General features: G+C 41.9%; 18 protein-coding genes. 10 read left to right on the forward strand and 8 right to left on the reverse strand.

The features are described 5' to 3' along the window. Positions 1–8: 8 nt before the first annotated feature. The 5 genes from AB1A65_RS11685 to AB1A65_RS11705 form a co-directional block, all read right to left on the reverse strand. Positions 9–926: an EamA family transporter gene (locus tag AB1A65_RS11685; protein ID WP_366589245.1), complete on the reverse strand. Its 918-nt coding sequence runs from the start codon at positions 924–926 to the stop codon at positions 9–11. A gap of 113 nt (positions 927–1,039) precedes the next feature. Further along, positions 1,040–1,369 (reverse strand): hypothetical protein, encoded by a 330-nt coding sequence (locus AB1A65_RS11690; RefSeq protein WP_366589247.1) that lies wholly within the window; start codon positions 1,367–1,369, stop codon positions 1,040–1,042. Between the two features lie 168 nt (positions 1,370–1,537). Then, on the reverse strand, positions 1,538–2,230 hold the full coding sequence (locus AB1A65_RS11695) for an OmpA family protein (RefSeq protein WP_366589250.1): 693 nt from the start codon (positions 2,228–2,230) through the stop codon (positions 1,538–1,540). A 4-nt stretch (positions 2,231–2,234) separates the two neighbouring features. Beyond that, entirely contained in the window at positions 2,235–2,717 is a 483-nt protein-coding gene (locus AB1A65_RS11700; RefSeq protein ID WP_366589253.1) for a lipocalin family protein, read from the reverse strand. A gap of 87 nt (positions 2,718–2,804) precedes the next feature. Continuing rightward, positions 2,805–4,781 (reverse strand): dehydrogenase E1 component subunit alpha/beta, encoded by a 1,977-nt coding sequence (locus AB1A65_RS11705; protein ID WP_366589256.1) that lies wholly within the window; start codon positions 4,779–4,781, stop codon positions 2,805–2,807. Between the two features lie 111 nt (positions 4,782–4,892). Between AB1A65_RS11705 and AB1A65_RS11710 the strand changes: the two genes are divergently transcribed. The 5 genes from AB1A65_RS11710 to AB1A65_RS11730 all read left to right on the forward strand — a co-directional run bounded on the left by AB1A65_RS11710 (position 4,893) and on the right by AB1A65_RS11730 (position 9,057). Further along, complete coding sequence (locus AB1A65_RS11710) at positions 4,893–5,843, forward strand: 2-oxoglutarate and iron-dependent oxygenase domain-containing protein (protein WP_366589259.1); 951 nt, start codon at positions 4,893–4,895, stop codon at positions 5,841–5,843. 3 nt (positions 5,844–5,846) lie between these two features. Further along, positions 5,847–6,176, forward strand: a complete 330-nt coding sequence (locus AB1A65_RS11715; RefSeq protein ID WP_366589261.1) for a translation initiation factor — start codon at positions 5,847–5,849, stop codon at positions 6,174–6,176. Between the two features lie 124 nt (positions 6,177–6,300). Then, complete coding sequence (locus AB1A65_RS11720) at positions 6,301–7,233, forward strand: DUF1835 domain-containing protein (RefSeq protein ID WP_366589264.1); 933 nt, start codon at positions 6,301–6,303, stop codon at positions 7,231–7,233. 9 nt (positions 7,234–7,242) lie between these two features. Next, positions 7,243–8,124 carry a nucleoside phosphorylase gene (locus AB1A65_RS11725; RefSeq protein WP_366589266.1) on the forward strand — a complete coding sequence of 294 codons (882 nt, stop codon included), beginning with the start codon at positions 7,243–7,245 and terminating at the stop codon, positions 8,122–8,124. Positions 8,125–8,202: 78 nt separating this feature from the next. Continuing rightward, a complete protein-coding gene (locus tag AB1A65_RS11730) occupies positions 8,203–9,057 on the forward strand; it encodes a substrate-binding domain-containing protein (RefSeq protein WP_366589268.1) in 855 nt (284 codons plus the stop codon). On the opposite strand, the gene AB1A65_RS11735 is transcribed toward AB1A65_RS11730, so the two are convergent. Continuing rightward, entirely contained in the window at positions 9,047–9,445 is a 399-nt protein-coding gene (locus AB1A65_RS11735) for a response regulator (RefSeq protein WP_366589270.1), read from the reverse strand. The two genes, AB1A65_RS11730 and AB1A65_RS11735, sit on opposite strands and share 11 nt — an antisense overlap. Before the next feature lie 82 nt (positions 9,446–9,527). Next, positions 9,528–10,193 (reverse strand): uracil-DNA glycosylase, encoded by a 666-nt coding sequence (locus tag AB1A65_RS11740; RefSeq protein WP_366589272.1) that lies wholly within the window; start codon positions 10,191–10,193, stop codon positions 9,528–9,530. Positions 10,194–10,409: 216 nt separating this feature from the next. Between AB1A65_RS11740 and AB1A65_RS11745 the strand changes: the two genes are divergently transcribed. The 5 genes from AB1A65_RS11745 (at position 10,410) to AB1A65_RS11765 (ending at position 16,310) form a co-directional block, all read left to right on the forward strand. Then, positions 10,410–12,581 carry a DNA mismatch repair protein MutS gene (locus tag AB1A65_RS11745; protein ID WP_366589275.1) on the forward strand — a complete coding sequence of 724 codons (2,172 nt, stop codon included), beginning with the start codon at positions 10,410–10,412 and terminating at the stop codon, positions 12,579–12,581. A gap of 141 nt (positions 12,582–12,722) precedes the next feature. After that, a complete protein-coding gene (locus tag AB1A65_RS11750) occupies positions 12,723–14,180 on the forward strand; it encodes a Gfo/Idh/MocA family oxidoreductase (protein ID WP_366589278.1) in 1,458 nt (485 codons plus the stop codon). A gap of 395 nt (positions 14,181–14,575) precedes the next feature. Beyond that, entirely contained in the window at positions 14,576–14,989 is a 414-nt protein-coding gene (locus tag AB1A65_RS11755; protein ID WP_366589281.1) for an EthD family reductase, read from the forward strand. A gap of 218 nt (positions 14,990–15,207) precedes the next feature. Further along, positions 15,208–16,086 (forward strand): amidohydrolase family protein, encoded by an 879-nt coding sequence (locus tag AB1A65_RS11760; protein WP_366589283.1) that lies wholly within the window; start codon positions 15,208–15,210, stop codon positions 16,084–16,086. 80 nt (positions 16,087–16,166) lie between these two features. Then, positions 16,167–16,310 carry a hypothetical protein gene (locus AB1A65_RS11765; protein ID WP_366589286.1) on the forward strand — a complete coding sequence of 48 codons (144 nt, stop codon included), beginning with the start codon at positions 16,167–16,169 and terminating at the stop codon, positions 16,308–16,310. A gap of 1,017 nt (positions 16,311–17,327) precedes the next feature. Here AB1A65_RS11765 and AB1A65_RS11770 read toward each other — a convergent pair. Then, on the reverse strand, positions 17,328–17,993 hold the full coding sequence (locus AB1A65_RS11770; RefSeq protein ID WP_366589288.1) for a DUF1080 domain-containing protein: 666 nt from the start codon (positions 17,991–17,993) through the stop codon (positions 17,328–17,330). Between the last annotated feature and the right edge of the window lie 14 nt (positions 17,994–18,007).

The following is an 18,007-nucleotide window of genomic DNA, read 5'->3' on the forward strand; positions in this document are numbered from 1 at the left end:
ACTATCCGCTAGCGCTTGAAACGTTCAAAAATAGCCAAGGTCTTTTTCGTATTGATAAAATACACACCCGTTAATAGCACAACAGCTGCCACTACTGATTGAACCGTAATCTGTTCATCCAAAAAATACCATCCGAGCAACAATGCCACAATAGGATTGACATAGGTAGATGTTGCTACTTTTTCCGGTGATACCGCCTTTAAGAGATAGTTGAAAGAGGTAAATGCCAAGATACTCCCGAAAATGACCAATAGCACCATAGACCATTGCACCTCTACACTCCAATTTAAAGGCGAGGTCCAATCCTCACCAAAACTCAGGCTCATCAACACAAGGATTATCCCCGCGGTGAACATTTGGTATCCCGTGTTCACGAAGTAATTGGTGGGTAGGTCTGCCTTGGCCACGAAAAGACTTCCGTAGGCCCAACTCAGCATACAAAAGAATATCATGATCATTCCTGTGATGGAATCCTCCTTGGTTATTACCTGTTTTTGACTGACCAGTAAATAAATGCCGATAATGCCCAGAACCACACCAACCACGGACATCGGTTGAATTTTTTTGCCCTGTAATATTCGCATCATCAAAAGGATGATGAGCGGTTGGGCAGAAATTTCAAGAGCAGCAAAGCCACTGTCCACATACCGAAGTGCCCACACCACTACCCCGTTGCCAAAACTTAGAAAAAGAATTCCCGCTATAACCGCATTAATGAATTGCTTTTTGGTGGTTACAAGCGGTATGCCCAGAATTTTGGCCAAAATGAATATGCACAGTCCCGCGGTGATGAATCGGCATGCCGCCAACATAAACGGTGGCAGCTCTGTGACTGCAATCTTGTTCAACAGATAGGTGGAACCCCAAAATACGTAAATGGCAAAAAAGGCGAGAAAAACCAGTGCAGAGTTTGAGGATTTACCCATGGCAAGATGTTAGCAATTGCCTTGCAATATTACGCATGTTTGAAAGAGTACAAAACAGATTGCACACTAACTTTTACATTAAATTAAGGTCATTGTTTTAGGGAAGGAAAGAATTAATAGTGCTTTTGCGTGTCCAAAAGGTACCCAGCAATGTCCCGCTCCAATTGTTTAAAGCGTTTTAGGTGAAGTTCAATCTTGACATCGAGCTCACGGCTTTCATCCTTTCTGCTCTTTAGGACTTCCATGATTTCCTTTTGATGTTTTGCAAAGACCTTGAATTTGTTTTTTATCTCGTACAATTTTTCAAAACAGGAGGGGTTATTGGGTTCGCAGGTATACGAACAAAGTTTTTTTGAAAGGCGTTGAACGGTTTTGTTGTTCCGTTCTAACCGAACCAATAGTTCCTGAACTTCATGGGTGTTATTTTCGACAACATGCGACATACCCTTGAGTAGTTTTTGTGGTTGAATTAAATTCCCCTTTAAGGTAGTGATAATCTTACATATTGACGTGAAAGCTTACTTCAAATTTTTGTTAATTAACACAACATTTGTCATCAAAAAAGCCCGATGCAAAAACATCGGGCTTCTTGGTTATCTTGAAATTGGTTATTAGCCTTTTGTTTTTTCGTAGGCTTCTTGCTTTAACTCATCACTGGCAACAATGGCCAATTCCACACGACGGTTTGCAGCTTTTCCAGCAGCAGTGTCGTTACTTTCCACGGGTTGTACTTCTCCATACCATTTGGTGGTGAATCTACCGCTGGAAATTCCCTTGCCCACCAGATAATTGGTCACAGCTTGGGCTCTTCTTTGCGAAAGGCTCATGTTATATTCCTCGCTACCGTCACTATCAGTATGACCTTCAACCAAGATATTGGATTGTGGATATTCTTGGAAGATTCCGGCCAATTTATCCAATGTAGTGGCTGAAGCACCTTTAATATCAGCTTTGTTGGTATCAAAATAAACACCATTCTCACCGCTAAAGGTCACGTTGATTCCCTCACCAACTCTTTTAACCTCTGCGCCGGGAATTTCTTCTTCAATGCGCTCAGCTTGACGGTCCATCCGGTTACCAATGTATCCACCGGCGGCACCACCCACAACGGCACCAATAATAGCTCCGAGGGCGGTATTTCCCTTTCCAACATTGTTTCCAATAACTCCACCGATAACAGCTCCACCACCAGCACCGATAGCGGCACCTTTTTGGGTGTTATTGGCATTTTTTATGGCATCACAGCTTAGAATCAGAGATAATGCCAAGAAAGCAGTCGTACTTTTTAAAAGGATATTTTTCATTTAATTATTTTTTTGAGAATTCATAAACTATAGTAACGGGTTGTCCATCCACCGATACGTTGGATTTTAAGATCATGGCCTGCTCTGTTAAACTGACAATGTTTAAACGATAGCCATATCCTCCAGATATGTCCTTTCGGTTTTCATCGATAAACTTGAACTGCAATTGACTACTGTAATTTTGGGAAGGTTCAACAACGGACCATCTAAAAAAACGGTCGCCCCCATTACATAGCGTACTTTGAGCAATGGTATATCTTCCGGTACTGTTATTGTCCCGAAAGAACCATTCACTACCCTCAAAGCAGATATCCTCGGCATCATTGAAGATGACGGATTTGAAATTACCCGAATTGTTTTCGTAAGAAATGTTGTCCAGGGACCAGGTACCGCTAAAAAGGTCTCGTTGGCCCCTCGCACTTTTGGAAACCGAGCATGACGCTAGTAGAATTCCTGCAAGCGCTACAAAAAAGAATTGTTTTACCATAAGAATTTGGAGTTTTAGTTTTTATATATACGAGTGAGACACCAGATTAGGTGTTTCGTCTTGTTAAAAAATAGTTAACCCTTTTTATCAATAGGCATGAAGATTCAATAATTCTGATTCGAAACGCTGCCTTGGCAAGTAATTTTCTTCCAATATTTTGGCAAAAGGAACGGGGGTTTCCAAACTCCCCACCCTTTTTATGGGCGCATCCAAATACTGAAAACATTCTTCCATGACCATTGCTGAAATATCACTGGCTATTCCGCCGAACAACGTATCTTCTTGTAAAATAATGAGCTTCCCTGTCTTTTTCACCGAGGAGTAGACAGTATCCATGTCAAGAGGTTGAAGTGTTCGTAAATCTACGAGATCTGCGTCAATAATTGGATGTTTTTCCAATACTTCCAAAGCCCAATGTATTCCAGCACCATAACTGACCACGGTAATGGAGTTTCCCGTTCTCAGCAGATTGGCTTTTCCAAAGGGTATGGTGTAATAATCCTTGGGCACATCGCCATAGACGCTTCGGTACAATCCTTTATGTTCGAAGAACAAAACAGGGTTTGGGTCATTGATGGCTGTGTTTAAAAGTCCTTTGGCATCTGCTGGAAAAGCTGGATAAACCACTTTCAATCCGGGGGTTTTGGTGAACCACGCCTCATTGGTCTGGGAATGAAAAGGTCCGGCCCCTACTCCACCCCCACAGGGCATCCGGATAACCACATCCGCTTTTTCGTTCCAGCGGTAATGGACTTTGGCCAAATAATTAACGATGGGATTGAATCCAGAACTGACAAAATCCGCGAACTGCATTTCAACCACGGCTTTCATTCCGTTGATGGACAATCCCATGGCTGTGGAGACGATACCAGATTCACAAATGGGTGTATTGCGCACCCGGCTCTTCCCAAACTTGGAAGTGAAGCCCTCTGTGATTTTAAAAACCCCTCCGTAATCGGCAATATCCTGACCCATAATAATCAATTCGTTATGGCGGTACATGGATTGCTCCAAACCTTGGGAAATAGCATCGACAAAGCGGATATTATTCACTTCTTCTTTTGATTCAATATGCTGGTAATCAAATTTATGGTAAACTTCACTTAATTCTTTGGTTTCATTAGAAGAAACTGGAGCCTCATCAAATGCCATCTTTAAATTTTCGTTGATTTCCTCTGAGATTTCCTCTTTGAGTTTATCAACCTCCTCTTGACTTATGATGTTTTCTTCCAACAGAAATGTCTCGTAATTGGCAATAGGATCTTTCTTTGCCCATTTGTTCATCAATTTATCCGGAACGTATTTGGTGCCGCTGGCCTCTTCATGGCCCCGCATCCGAAAGGTTTTGAACTCCAACAGCATCGGACGAGGACGCTTTCGCATGGCTTTGCAAAGTTCATCCACCTTAGAGAAGACTTCTAAAATATTGTTTCCATCAATGATTCGGGATTCCATGCCATACCCTTTGGCCCTATCCGCCAAATGCTCGCAATTGTATTGCTCGTTGGTAGGTGTGGATAGTCCATAACCATTGTTTTCGATACAGAACAAAACCGGAAGATTCCAAACGGAAGCAATGTTCAAAGCTTCATGGAAATCACCCTCACTGGTTGCACCTTCACCAGTAAACACGGCAGTGACCCGCTTTTTTCTACCCAATAAATCTGCAAGTGCTATTCCGTCTGCCACACCCAATTGAGGGCCCAAATGAGAAATCATCCCGACAATTTTATACTCTTGCGTCCCAAAATGAAAACTTCGGTCACGACCTTGGGTAAAACCGCTTTGCTTTCCCTGCCATTGGGAAAAAAGCCGGTGCAGTGGGATATTTCGGGAAGTGAACACACCCAAGTTGCGATGCATTGGAAGAATGTACTCTTCGTCTTTCAAGGCTTGGGTCACACCCACTGAAATAGCCTCTTGCCCTATACCACTGAACCATTTGGAAATCTTGCCCTGCCGGAGCAGAATCAACATCTTTTCCTCAATCATTCTGGGCTTTAGCATTCCCACGTAAAGATCCCGCATTTTTTGCTGATCTAAATCCCCAATGTGATATCGCATATCCTGAAAATTCTACGGGATAAATGTAGTAAAAAAGCCATCCATACTCCTGCAAATTTCTAAACGTTCGGCAATATTCATTACTTTTGAACGTAATCAAAAAATCATGGCATGAGTGCAATTCCAAGTGTAAACCTTGAAGATTTTGTCTCTGGGGACCCCGCCAGAAAAGAAAAGTTTGTCAAAGAAATCGGCGCCGCTTTCGAGGATATCGGGTTCGTGGCATTGAGCGGTCACTTTTTATCAGACCAACTTGTTGATGACCTGTATTCGGAAATTAAAAAGTTCTTTCAGTTGCCCCAGGAAATCAAGGACAAGTATGAAATTGAAGGGATTGGCGGACAACGAGGATACACTTCCTTCGGAAAAGAACATGCCAAAGGCAAAAAAGAAGGAGATCTAAAGGAGTTTTGGCACTTTGGGCAATATGTGGAGGATAATCCAAAGTTGGAGGCCGAATATCCAGATAATGTCACCGTTACAGAACTGCCCAAGTTCAACAAAGTCGGCAAGGAGACCTATAAGATGTTGGAAAAAACGGCCCAATATGTCCTTCGTGCACTGGCATTGCATCTAGGGTTGGAAGAAACCTACTTTGATGAATATATTAAAAATGGAAATTCCATTTTAAGGCCCATCCATTACCCGCCCATTACCCAAGAACCTAAGAATGCGGTGCGGGCAGCGGCGCATGGCGACATTAACCTTATCACCTTGCTCATGGGTGCCCACGGAAAAGGGTTGCAAGTAAAAAACCACGAAGGACAATGGGTAGATGCCATTGCCCAACCGGATGAATTGATGATCAATGTTGGCGATATGCTTTCACGATTGACCAACAATAAATTAAAATCCACCATTCACCAGGTGGTGAATCCACCGAAGGAACTTTGGGGCACTTCGCGGTATTCCATTCCATTTTTTATGCACCCCATAAGCGAAATGCCTTTAAACTGCTTGGAAAATTGCGTGGATGAAGAGCATCCTAAAGCTTTTGAAGATATCACCGCGGGGGAATTTCTTCATGAGCGATTGATAGAACTCGGATTGATAAAAAAATAAAGTATGGACCTTAAGGATCAACTCAAGAACCTGTTTCCAGATCATGTTCCTGAGGAAAACACGGAAAAGGAAAGTGAAAAACCCGATTATTGGCTTCAGGACGACCCCATTATCTGTAAATATGAAAAACGAAAGGGAAAACCCATTACTATTTTGGAAGGATACAATGGTGCCGATTCGGATTTCAAAAAATTAGCAAAAGATTTAAAGACTTTTTTGGGTGTAGGCGGTAGCTTCAAGAACGAATCCATCATTATTCAAGGGGATTACAGGGATAAAATCATGGTGTTTTTAAAGGATCATGGATTTTCCGTAAAACGAGTTGGTGGATAGGAGTTTGGAGCGCTTTACATGTTAAATTTTCATATTGAAAACCAATGTTTTACGAAAATTTTTTTGTGTTCTTGGCAGAGTACCTTACTTTTATTCTTCCTAACCAACGAAAACTGAACTGAAAATGAAATCACTGTTGCACATAACCAACGGGGACAGTTTCACGTCTAAATTACAATCGTTACAACTACAGGGAGATATTATTACATGGAGAGAGATGCTTTGCGAAGGCAAGACTTTGTGTACGGTTGGTAGTGAATCTTTCTGGAAAACACGATTTGAATTTTTGAGTAAAAACTACAAGATTTCCAAATCTTGGTTTGTTGAAAAAACGCTCAAAGAGTATCGTTCTTTATGCAACCACAAACAGCAAGACCAGATTGTACTTTGGTTTGAATATGACTTATTTTGCCAAATCAACATGCTGGCCGTGCTCAGTTGGTTAAAAACCCACAGAAGACATGCCGAAATCTCACTCGTGTGCAGTGGAAAAGAAGACGACAGCAATAAATACTATGGTCTTAGTGAATTGAGCGATGAAAAGCTCTTGGAGCTTTACGAAAATAGGACCATGCTCTCCCAAGACGATATAGAATACGCTGATTATGTTTGGCAACTCTATTGCAGCGACAACCCAATCCGGCTGGAGAACCTCATCAACAACGATAACTTTCAGTTTGAATATCTTTCAGATGCCCTTAAAACGCATTTAAAGCGATTCCCAACCATAAAAAATGGTCTGAACGAATTGGAGAACCATATTTTGGACTTAGCGGCAACGCAGAAGCCAAAATCCAGAAAGGAACTTTTAGGAAACCTTTTGACAGATCAGGGATTCTATGGATTTGGGGATTCTCAATATGAGCGTATTATTACTTCTTTAAAACCCCTCTTCAGCTCTTTCAGTCCTGTCAAATTGACCAAAAAGGGAATGGAAGTATTGGAGAATAAAAATAATTATTATTCGCAAATACGTGATAATCAATTATATCTAGGTGGCTCATTAAAGTATAACTTTCTATACAATACAGACACCAACCGTATTTTAAAACTCTAAATAGCATCCATGTCCTTAGGCAGCTCAGAATTGATTCTGAACCCTGATGGCAGCATCTATCATCTAAACCTTCTTCCCGATGATATTGCGGACATCATAATCACCGTGGGAGACCCAGACCGCGTACATGAGGTTTCCAAACATTTTGACTCTGTTGAACTGGAAAAGAAAAAGCGTGAATTTACTACCCATACCGGTATTCTTTCAGGAAAACGCATTACGGTTATTTCCACAGGTATTGGAACCGACAATATAGATATTGTTTTGAACGAGTTGGATGCTCTGGCAAATATTGATTTTGTCTCTCGGACCATCAACGAAAAAAAAAGACAGCTCAGTTTTATACGGATTGGTACATCGGGAAGTATTCAACCCAACCTCCCAGTTGACTCTTTTCTATTAAGTTCATCAGGGGTCGGTTTTGACGGGCTCTTGCATTTTTATGATAGTGGACACGCCCGAAACATTGATTTGGAATCCAGACTCAACGATTACTTAGGATGGAAGGAACAGAAAATCTATGCGTACGCCACTGATTTTGATAGGCAACTAGCCGGCAAATTCACTTCAAATCGTATACGATTAGGCATAACAGTAACAAATTCAGGGTTTTATGGGCCTCAGGGTCGGAATCTTCGCATAGCTTCCGCCTTACCCGATTTTAATGCTCGTCTTGCTGGGTTTTCCTATCAAAACCACCAAATCACCAATCTGGAAATGGAAACCGCCGGCATCTATGGGCTGGCCAAACTCCATGGACACAGAGCAATTTCATTAAGTGCCATACTCGCCAATAGAGCTACGGGAGAATTTTCAAAAAATGGGCAAAAAACAATTAATGACCTTATTCAATTTACATTGGAAAAAATAATCTCTTCTGATTTTGACTAACGTTTTTGTTGTATTATTTGCTCAGAAACAAAAGATACCAAGTGGAATCCATATTTTTATGAAACCTTAAAAAATCTCGTGAAGACTATACGAATAATTGGAGTTCCAGAGCATTTTAACCTTCCTTGGCATTTGGCTATGGAAGATGGCGCTTTTGAAGATCGCGGCATTAACCTTGAATGGACCGATATACCGGAAGGAACAGGTAAAATGTGTCAATTGTTGAAGGATAACAAAGCGGATTTGGCCATAATTCTCACAGAAGGCATCATTAAAAGTATTTCGCAGGGGAATCCAAGTAAAATTGTCCAAGAATTTATTTCCTCTCCCCTTCTATGGGGTATTCACGTAGCAGCTGAAAGCTCTAGAAATTCCATTCAAGATTTGCAGGATGATAAAGTAGCCATAAGCCGATTTGGAAGTGGCAGTCACTTAATGGCCTATGTAAATGCCCAAAATCAAGGATGGGATCCCGAGAAATTGCAATTTGAAATCATAAACAATCTGGAAGGTGCTGTTAAAAGCCTCAATGAGGGTTCTGGCGCTTATTTCATGTGGGAGCACTTTACTACCAAACCCCTGGTGGATAAGGGTATTTTTAAAAGATTGGGGGACTGCCCTACACCATGGCCCTGCTTTGTGATTGCCGCCACCGATTCGTTTTTAGGGTCTCAACCAGGAGCGTTAAAGCATATTTTGGAAGTCATCAATACCTATACCGAAGAATTCAAGCAAATACCTAGTATAGACCGCACTTTGGCCAACCGTTACGGTCAAAAACTGGATGATATTAAAAAATGGTTGTCCAAAACCATTTGGGGGCAACATCAACTATCGGAAGAAACACTACTGAACGTCCAAGAAAAGCTATTAAGTTTAAATTTGATTGAGGAAATTAAACAACCAGATACGTTCTTGCCTCCTAATCACTAAAAAAGTGCTTGGTTACCAAAGCCCGAAATTTAATATCCGACAAGGGTTTCTGAATCATTTCCGCAACACTGGGATGTGTCATGGCCATCGCATTATCATAAATGTCCATACTCGTTAGAACCACAATAACAACATCCTTTTCAAATCGGCCACCAAACTTTTCCGTATAGACATCCAAGAACTCCCAACCATTCATAACGGACATATTTACGTCCAACAACAGTAAGCATGGCAAATCTTCGCTGGGGGAAGCTCTTTGCAAAAACGCAATGGCCTCCTCTCCATTATTCACGTTGTTTACTTTTAAAGAACTGTCAAGTTGTCTAATAAAAAAGCTGTTGACCAAATTGGTGGTTTCGTCATCATCAACCAATAAAATAGATTTCAATCTCTCCAAATTGGGGCATTTTCAGATAAAGGGACCAAACATACAGAATTCCAGACAATTACAAAATCTGTTTAGCCGAACATCACCATTCTATAGATGTTCTCCCCATTTTTGACAATAAACTGTTGGTTTTACTAAAATGCTGGTTACCAAACCACAGTCCTCTATTGGCACTCAAAGGCGAAGGATGCCCTGAAGTTAGGATATGGTGCTTGCTCTTATCAATCAAAGTCGATTTTTTTTTGGCGAAGCCACCCCAAAGCAGGAAAACAACTCCTTCCAATTCATTGGAAACCGTTTTGATGACGGCATCGGTGAACTGCTCCCACCCTTTGTTCTGATGACTTCCAGCATTGTGTGCTCTAACCGTTAAGGTAGCATTGAGCAGCAGAACCCCTTGATTGGCCCACCGCTCTAGATTACCACTCTTGGGATAGGGTTTTTCCATATCTACCTTTATCTCCTTGAATATATTTACCAAGGATGGAGGATGTGGGATACCATCCTTTACCGAAAAACACAATCCGTTGGCCTGATTTGGCCCATGGTAGGGATCCTGACCAATAATCACCACTTTTGTTTCCTGGAATGGACAATAATCAAAAGCCGCAAAAATATCCTTACCCTTTGGGTAACAGGTATGATTCTGATATTCTTGCCGCACAAAATTAGTCAATTGTTGAAAGTAGGGCATCTCAAATTCGGGTTGCAAATGTGCTTTCCAACTTGGTTCAATGGAAACATCCATATACTATGTATTCTTTTTGGTCAAAATATTAAAATAGCCAAAGGGTCTGGCTGAAGCTTTGAGTTCTCGACACAAAATTCTTCAGGAATTTCACTCGAACTGACTAATTTCATTGAGCAGACCATTTGCGAAGTCAAATGTACACATTACTATGGTTTTACTTTTTGGATAAGAAAAAACAGCAAAATTCTATATTTGTCCTGCTAACAGAAAAAGATGCGCAACATTCACCCGAAAACCCTTCAAGATCTAGAATTTCCTACGGTGCTGCAACAGCTTTCCGCCCGATGCAATACCGAATTGGGTAAAGAAATGGCCTTGACCATAACACCCATTTCAGACCAAGAGGTTTTAAAGGAAGTTTTGGGACAAACCTCGGAGTATCTCGCCTCCTTTTCCAATGATAACCGAATACCCAATCATGGGTTCGATACTATCAATTCAGAATTGTCATTGCTCAAGATTGAAAACAGCACTTTGGAAATTTCCGGGTTTAGAAAGATTGGAGGAATCTGCAAAACGGTGTCCATCCACCAGAAGTTTTTGAAGAAATTTAAGGAATACTATCCATTGCTGCATAAAAAATCGGATGCACTGGAAGCCAACAGCGAAATTGCGGATGCCATTGACCATGTTATTGACAAGTTTGGTGAGATCAAGGATTCCGCTTCGGATGATTTAAAATACATTCGCTCCCAAATCAATGAAGTCCGTGGTAAAATCAACCAAAGCTTCGGCGCGGCTTTGACCCGTTACCAATCCTCTGATTTTTTGGATGATATTCGGGAATCTGTTGTAGAAAATAGAAGGGTATTGGCAGTAAAGGCGATGCACCGCCGTAAAGTCAAAGGAACGGTAATGGGCAGTTCAAAGACAGGCAGCATTGTCTACATCATTCCCGATACCACGGTAGGGTACACCCGCGAACTCAATAATTTGGAGTTTGATGAAAAAGAGGAAATACAGCGTATTCTCAATCAGCTTACGAATACCATCCGTCCTTTTGCTCCGTTGCTCAAGGAATACCAATCGTACCTTACTGATATTGACATCACGGCTTCCAAGGCGAAGTATGCCTCAGAAATGGATGCACTGTTGCCCGAAATCAGTGAAGAGCGAGAGTTATCCCTACGGGATGCCTACCACCCGCTGCTTTATTTGACGAACAAACGCAAGAACCACAAAACGTGGCCACAGACCATTCAACTGCATAAAGAAAACCGAATCATTGTCATTTCGGGACCCAATGCAGGCGGAAAAAGTATCACTTTGAAGACAATTGGGCTACTGCAAGTGATGCTTCAAAGCGGACTATTGATTCCGGTTCATGAACGAAGTACCGTTTGTCTTTTTGATAAGATCTTGACGGATATTGGAGATAATCAATCCATTGAAAATCATTTCAGCACATACAGTTATCGCTTAAAGAACATGAACTATTTCTTAAAGCGTTGCAACGACAAAACCTTATTCCTTATTGACGAATTTGGTACGGGGAGCGACCCTGAATTGGGCGGGGCTTTGGCCGAGGCGTTCTTGGAAGTGTTCTATGAACGCGAAGCGTATGGAGTCATCACCACCCACTATGCCAACTTAAAGGCTTTGGCCAATGAATTGCCACATGCCACCAACGCCAACATGCGATTTAATTCCCAAACCTTGGAGCCGACCTTTCAACTGGTGTTGGGTGAAGCCGGAAGTTCTTTCACATTTGAGGTAGCCCAAAAGAATGGCATCCCCTACTCCTTAATCAATAAGGCCAAGAAAAAGATAGAGCGTGGCAAGGTCCGTTTTGATGCTACGATTGCCAAATTGCAGAAAGAGCGCAATAAAATGGTTCAGACGGGTTCCAAACTCAAGGAAGAAGAATCCAAAGCCCGTGAAGAAGCCGGTAAACTGGAGCAATTGAACTCCAAAATCAAATCTAAGCTGGAAAGCTACCAAGAGTTGTACGATCACAACCAACGAATGATCCAATTGGGCAATAAAGTGAACAAGGCCGCAGAACAGTATTTCATCAACAACAAAAAGCGCCCCTTGATTTCCGAATTGCTACGCATTGTGGAAACTGAAAACAGTAAACGCAAAAAAACTACTGCCCGTAAGGCAAAAGAAAAGCAAAAACAACAACAGCAAGTAGCCCAAGAATTGGAACAAAAAATCAAAAAAGTACGGGTGGAGAAAAAGGTGGAAAAGAAAAAGGCCATCCAAAAAGAAAAAAACAAACCCAGACCTGTCTTTAAAATCGGGGACCGCGTCCGACTCATGGACGGAAAGGCAGTCGGCAGTATTGACACGCTTGAAAAAGGTAAGGCTGTGGTCAATTATGGGATGTTCACTACCAACGTAAGTGTGGACCAACTGGAACTGGTGGAGGCGAAAAAATAATTAATAAGAGTTCCGATATCCCTAGGCGTCATTTTTTTGCATAAACACTATCAATTTCAAGAATTTGAGAAGGCCCCCAAGCAAATTGAACAGTATTTTTCTATCTTGTTGAGCATATAAATTTTGCCCAACCTTATAAAAATGAAAAAAACACCCTCCTCCTCAAGCAGAAGAAACTTTATCAAAAAAACAGCAATCGCCTCCGGGATTTTTATTGTACCTCGCCATGTTTTGGGCGGTCCCGGTTATTTAGCCCCTAGTGACCGCTTACATTTGGCTGCCATTGGCTCTGGTGGCAAGGGCGCGAGCGATATTGCCAATGCTTCGGTGAATGGTCGTGAGCGTGTGGTTGCGCTTTGCGATGCCGACTTTTCTGGGTCTGCAAAAAGCACAGTGGAGAAGTTTCCAAAAGCAGAGTTGTTTAATGATTATCGTGAAATGCTAGATAAGGTTAAAGGGATTGATGCGGTGACCATCAGTACTCCCGACCACGTACACGGACCCGCTGCAGCCTACGCCATGGAGCGTGGCAAGCATGTGTACGTGCAAAAACCGTTGACACACAACATCCGTGAGGCTCGCATATTGACCCAAATGGCTCGGGACAAAAAGGTCGTGACACAAATGGGAAACCAAGGGGGTTCCAACCCCTTGTTGGGTCTCGTGCAAAAGTGGGTCGATTCTGGGGCTTTAGGAAGAATCACCAAGGTGGAAATTTGGACCAATCGCCCGGTTTGGCCACAAGGTTATGCTATGCCAAAGCCCGACCCAGCTAGCAAACCAGCGGATTTAAACTGGGATTTATGGTTGGGTCCCGCTCCAATGAAGCCTTACACTCCTAACTTACACCCCTTTAACTGGAGAGGCTGGTGGGATTACGGAACAGGCGCTTTGGGCGATGTAGGGTGCCACTTGATTGACATCCCGTACCGAACCTTGAACTTAAAATACCCCACCGCCGCAGAATGTAGTGTCGGGACGGTCTTCTCCCAAATGTGGAATCCCGATTACCACCCAGAGGGATGCCCGGCCACTTCATTCATCACATTAAATTATGAAGCGACAGACAAAACTGGCGCGCCTGTTACCATGACCTGGAGCGATGGAGGTATACGTCCCTCCCACCCTGAGATCATTCCGGCTGACAGTGATATTGGTGGCCCAGGAAGTTATAATGGGGTGCTGATTCATGGGGAACATGGTATCATTTCCACCAATATCAATGACAGTTCACCACTCACTCCCAAGTTGTATATGAACAACGGGGTTACCGAATTTGGTCCAGAGGTCGAAGACATGCCAGAGCCCGAATACGGCCACCAGCGCAAATGGGTGGATGCTTGCAAGGCAGGATTTGGAAGTCCCGAGCACCAAGAGTTGACCTCCTCTTTTGACTATGCCGGCCCCATGACGGAAACTGTGTTGATGGGCAACTTGGCCATCCGTAGTTATATGTTGCGAAGAGAGAATGGTGAAGGCAATATGGAATTTTATGGCCGTAAAAAACTGTTGTGGGATGGTGAAAACATGAAAATCACCAATTTTGAGGACGCCAACCAGTTTGTTACCCGAACCTATCGTGAAGGATGGAAAGTGTAAGCCATACCCCTTGAATGAAATTCAAATATCAAAAAAGGCCGCATGATGCGGCCTTTTATTTTGCAGTGCTTCTAGGAAGCATTTCGACATGAAGAAGTAACGAAGATTGCGAAATCTGAACAAAAAGAGATTTCTCGTCGCTTCACCCACTCGAAATGACAACACAAAACCATGGTCTTTTCGACATGAGGAAGCAACATCAATTGAGTAATCTAAATGGGGTTTCTCTCGCTCCTTCATATAGGGTTCGAAATGACAGAGAAAAATCCATTCCAATCTCTTAACCCTAACTGCTAAAAGTTAACCAGTTACATAAACCAATTACACAAAACCTAATCGTATTTTAACTATATTCACTTTCCCGATTTCAACAAGTACATCAAACTAAACATCATATGAAAACAAAAAACACACTCCTAGCCTTGGCCCTTATCGTTTTATTTGGGTTTACAAAAAATGAATCCGCCGATTACCCAAAAATTGAAAAAGGCATGATTAAAATGACCATTTTCTACCCCAATACCGAAGACGCAACGTTTAACATGGACTATTACATTAACAACCACATGGCCATGGCAGCCAATCTTATGGGTGATGACCTAAAAGCCATGATGATCGACAAAGGCCTCTCGGGTGGAGCGCCAGACAGCCCCTCCCCTTATGTAGCCGTAGGCTATTTTTATTTTGAAAGCATGGAAGCCTTCCAAAAGGCCATGGGACCCATCTCGGACAAGCTAAAGGCTGATGTGCCCAACTATACCAACATACAACCTGTGATTCAATTTAGTGAGGTGAAGACCGTTCAATAGTTTTTCAGAGTGTCAGTTGGAGATGTCATCCTGAGCGCAGTCGAAGGAGCCGTCGAGAACATTTTAAAAAAAATCCTAAATGACATCCCCCAAAATTCGTGTAATTTAAAATACGGCTTCCTCAAGATTCTATCTTGTCCCTTTGTTTTTAAGCCAAAAAAGGGTGAAATTAAGAGGCAGCTATATTTCATAACACACTAATCCTTTAACTCAGAAAAATGAAAAAAATAGTATTCGCACTGTTCATTACCTCGTTTTTAAGTCATTCGCAAGTAGGAAATCAGCCCATAATAGACATGCACCTACATGACTATACCGAACAAACGTATTTTGCCGCACCTGCGCCAGACGGAACAATGGCACCGAAGGACTACAAAACCTATAAGGAAGAATTGCTTAAAACCCTAAAGGAGAATAACATTCATAAAGCGGTAGTCAGCACCATTGGAGGACCAAATACATGGGATAATGATGGAATTATGATACCTGGATATTATACAAATTCCCCGCCAAATGACACCGTTGCTTTTAAGGAACTCATTGAATCTGGAAAATTGAAGGTTTTTGGAGAAATAGGGGCCGTTTATGATGGGCACACCTTGTCTGACCCGGAATTTGAACCCTTTTTAAAAATTTGCGAAAGGTATAACATTCCCGTGGCCGTGCATACGGGCGGAGGCCCCATGAACATTACGTACAGGTGCTGCCCAAATTTTAGAATACGATTTGGAGATCCATATACCATTGAAGATGTCCTTGCCAAATTCCCTAAATTGAGAATTTACATGATGCATGCCGGCGAAGTTTTTTACGAAAATGCATTGCGACTGATGCTTCAATACGCCCAATTGTATACGGATTTAGGAGTTATACTTTGGGTGGACAAGCAACCAATGGATTATGCAGAACAATTTTTAAGGAAAGCCAAAAAATATGGCTTGATGGATAGGATCATGTTTGGATCTGACCAAATGGTGTGGCCACACGCCATTGAAAAAAGTATAAACCAATTAAACAGCTACGACTTTTTGAATGAAGAGGATAAAAGGAAGATATTTTATGACAATGCAGTACGGTTTTTACGATTGAAGGAATGATTATATTAAATCTATAGGCCCCTCTGATTCACTCGTCTTATCCATTTTTAACCCAGAAATGGTTGTTTTAAATAAATTGAATGAAGATAGTATCTCTGCTCAAATCCAGAAAAGAATCTCTTGCAATCGATATGACATTGGAGAATGTTAAAAACCTATTTGATGAAAATGAGGAAAAATTTCATTTTAGATGGCAGTCTAAACACAGCTTTATCATTATTTAAAATTTTCTTTTGGCTCGAATCTGGTATTTGATACCAATTACTACAATACAAAAAGCAATATCATCGCCAATGGTGAATTGTCCCAGCTAACTGAAACAAAGACCAAAATACTACTTGAAACCAAAAGCAAGTATTTCTTGGGCGCCCTTGTTCTCATTTTACCAATGATTATACTCTTACTTCAGCAATTACTTAAAATGCCCTTTATCGTTTTCATTATCGCCCTCTTAATTTTTCCTCTATTTTCTTTTGTGATGCTGTATTTGGTTCAAATGGAAGAGAATAAATTAATACGCCTTTTTAAAGAATCCTTAAATCACAGTACAAAGGAAAAGGTCATTTCGATATGAGGAGTGCAACGACGATTGAGAAATCTCAACGCTCGGATTAGATTTCTTGTCGCTTCGCTCACTCGAAATGACATCCTCCAACATTCGTGTATTTTAAAATGCGGCTACCACAAGATTCTGTCTTGCCCCTTTGCTTTTGCCCCAGAAATGGGTAAAATTAAATAAATGCTTGCACTAGTTGGCAAGCAAGAGATTTCCGGTCCGCTGCACAATGACAAAACAACTACAAGGTCATTTCGACATGAGGAGCGCAACGACGATTGAGAAATCTAAATCTGACCAAAAATAGATTTCTCGTCGCTTCGCTCACTCGAAATGACATCCCCCAACATTCGTGTATTTCAAAAGACGGCTGCCGCAACATTCTATTTTGCCCCCTTTGCTTTTACCCCAGAAATGGGTAAAATTAAATAAATGCTTGCACTAGTTGGCACGAACTCGAAGTGACAGTTTCGGCCGCGATGTCATTTCGACATGAGGAGTGCAACGACGATTGAGAAATCTAGATTTCTCACACTCCCTCCGGTCGGTTCGAAATGACACCCTCCAACATTCATGATAATTTGTGCAATTCCTGCCTGCGGCAGACAGGCGTGTCGGTAAAAGAGGTTTTGTATCAAGTGTAGATTGACAAACCAGTCAATTTTTTAACCCTCCCCTCCTATAACTAAAGAGGCAGCACCTTCACATTCCGAAATTCTATTTTCATCACCGATCCATCGTGTATTTGAAACCCAATCATTCCTTCCTTTGACCCTTTAGGGTCATCATCCACAAAATCCATGATCTTTATCCCATTGATCCAATACTCCAACCGGTTGCCCCGTGCCCGAATGGTCATTCTATTCCAACCATCAGTGTCAACGGTTAGCGCAATAAGCTTTGAGTCGGCATAAACACGCAACTTGGGTCGTTTGTACCAATCGCCCAAAGAACCCCAATAGTTATTATTTGGGGCGGCATCAAACTCGTAACCAGAAGGTGCTTCAAAACGATCCCTAAAAAGAAAGGTGGATACCCGGTAGTAGATGCCCGTGTTTCGGTTGTCGTCACCCGTCAATTGTAACTCGCAGGTAAAGACAAAATCACTAAAACGCTGTTTGGTATAGAGCCACTCGGGTTTATCAAGTATTTTTCCGCCCGTATCGGCAACAATAACTTCGCCCTCCAAACGCCAATGACCTGATGGTACTGTCCAAGCCTCCAAACCATTTTCCACCAAATTGATTTCTCCTTCCTCAGATACAGAGGGTTCAGTGGCCTCATTCTTGGTTTGTGAAAAGGTAAATGGCATCACTAAACAAAAGACAGTGAAGTATATGATGTGTTTCATGCTATATTCATTTG

The organism is Allomuricauda sp. ANG21 (assembly GCF_040705235.1).
GTDB lineage: Bacteria > Bacteroidota > Bacteroidia > Flavobacteriales > Flavobacteriaceae > Flagellimonas > Flagellimonas marina.

What these genes read in the sequence shown, in the direction of transcription:
- AB1A65_RS11685 (WP_366589245.1), bottom strand. Translation starts at nt 926, where the DNA reads ATGGGTAAATCCTCAAACTCTGCACTGGTTTTTCTCGCCTTTTTTGCC.
- AB1A65_RS11740 (WP_366589272.1), bottom strand. Translation starts at nt 10,193, where the DNA reads ATGGATGTTTCCATTGAACCAAGTTGGAAAGCACATTTGCAACCCGAA.
- AB1A65_RS11690 (WP_366589247.1), bottom strand. Translation starts at nt 1,369, where the DNA reads ATGTCGCATGTTGTCGAAAATAACACCCATGAAGTTCAGGAACTATTG.
- AB1A65_RS11720 (WP_366589264.1), top strand. Translation starts at nt 6,301, where the DNA reads ATGAAATCACTGTTGCACATAACCAACGGGGACAGTTTCACGTCTAAA.
- AB1A65_RS11750 (WP_366589278.1), top strand. Translation starts at nt 12,723, where the DNA reads ATGAAAAAAACACCCTCCTCCTCAAGCAGAAGAAACTTTATCAAAAAA.
- AB1A65_RS11715 (WP_366589261.1), top strand. Translation starts at nt 5,847, where the DNA reads ATGGACCTTAAGGATCAACTCAAGAACCTGTTTCCAGATCATGTTCCT.
- AB1A65_RS11765 (WP_366589286.1), top strand. Translation starts at nt 16,167, where the DNA reads ATGAAGATAGTATCTCTGCTCAAATCCAGAAAAGAATCTCTTGCAATC.
- AB1A65_RS11755 (WP_366589281.1), top strand. Translation starts at nt 14,576, where the DNA reads ATGAAAACAAAAAACACACTCCTAGCCTTGGCCCTTATCGTTTTATTT.
- AB1A65_RS11725 (WP_366589266.1), top strand. Translation starts at nt 7,243, where the DNA reads ATGTCCTTAGGCAGCTCAGAATTGATTCTGAACCCTGATGGCAGCATC.
- AB1A65_RS11745 (WP_366589275.1), top strand. Translation starts at nt 10,410, where the DNA reads ATGCGCAACATTCACCCGAAAACCCTTCAAGATCTAGAATTTCCTACG.
- AB1A65_RS11710 (WP_366589259.1), top strand. Translation starts at nt 4,893, where the DNA reads ATGAGTGCAATTCCAAGTGTAAACCTTGAAGATTTTGTCTCTGGGGAC.
- AB1A65_RS11705 (WP_366589256.1), bottom strand. Translation starts at nt 4,781, where the DNA reads ATGCGATATCACATTGGGGATTTAGATCAGCAAAAAATGCGGGATCTT.
- AB1A65_RS11760 (WP_366589283.1), top strand. Translation starts at nt 15,208, where the DNA reads ATGAAAAAAATAGTATTCGCACTGTTCATTACCTCGTTTTTAAGTCAT.
- AB1A65_RS11700 (WP_366589253.1), bottom strand. Translation starts at nt 2,717, where the DNA reads ATGGTAAAACAATTCTTTTTTGTAGCGCTTGCAGGAATTCTACTAGCG.
- AB1A65_RS11695 (WP_366589250.1), bottom strand. Translation starts at nt 2,230, where the DNA reads ATGAAAAATATCCTTTTAAAAAGTACGACTGCTTTCTTGGCATTATCT.
- AB1A65_RS11770 (WP_366589288.1), bottom strand. Translation starts at nt 17,993, where the DNA reads ATGAAACACATCATATACTTCACTGTCTTTTGTTTAGTGATGCCATTT.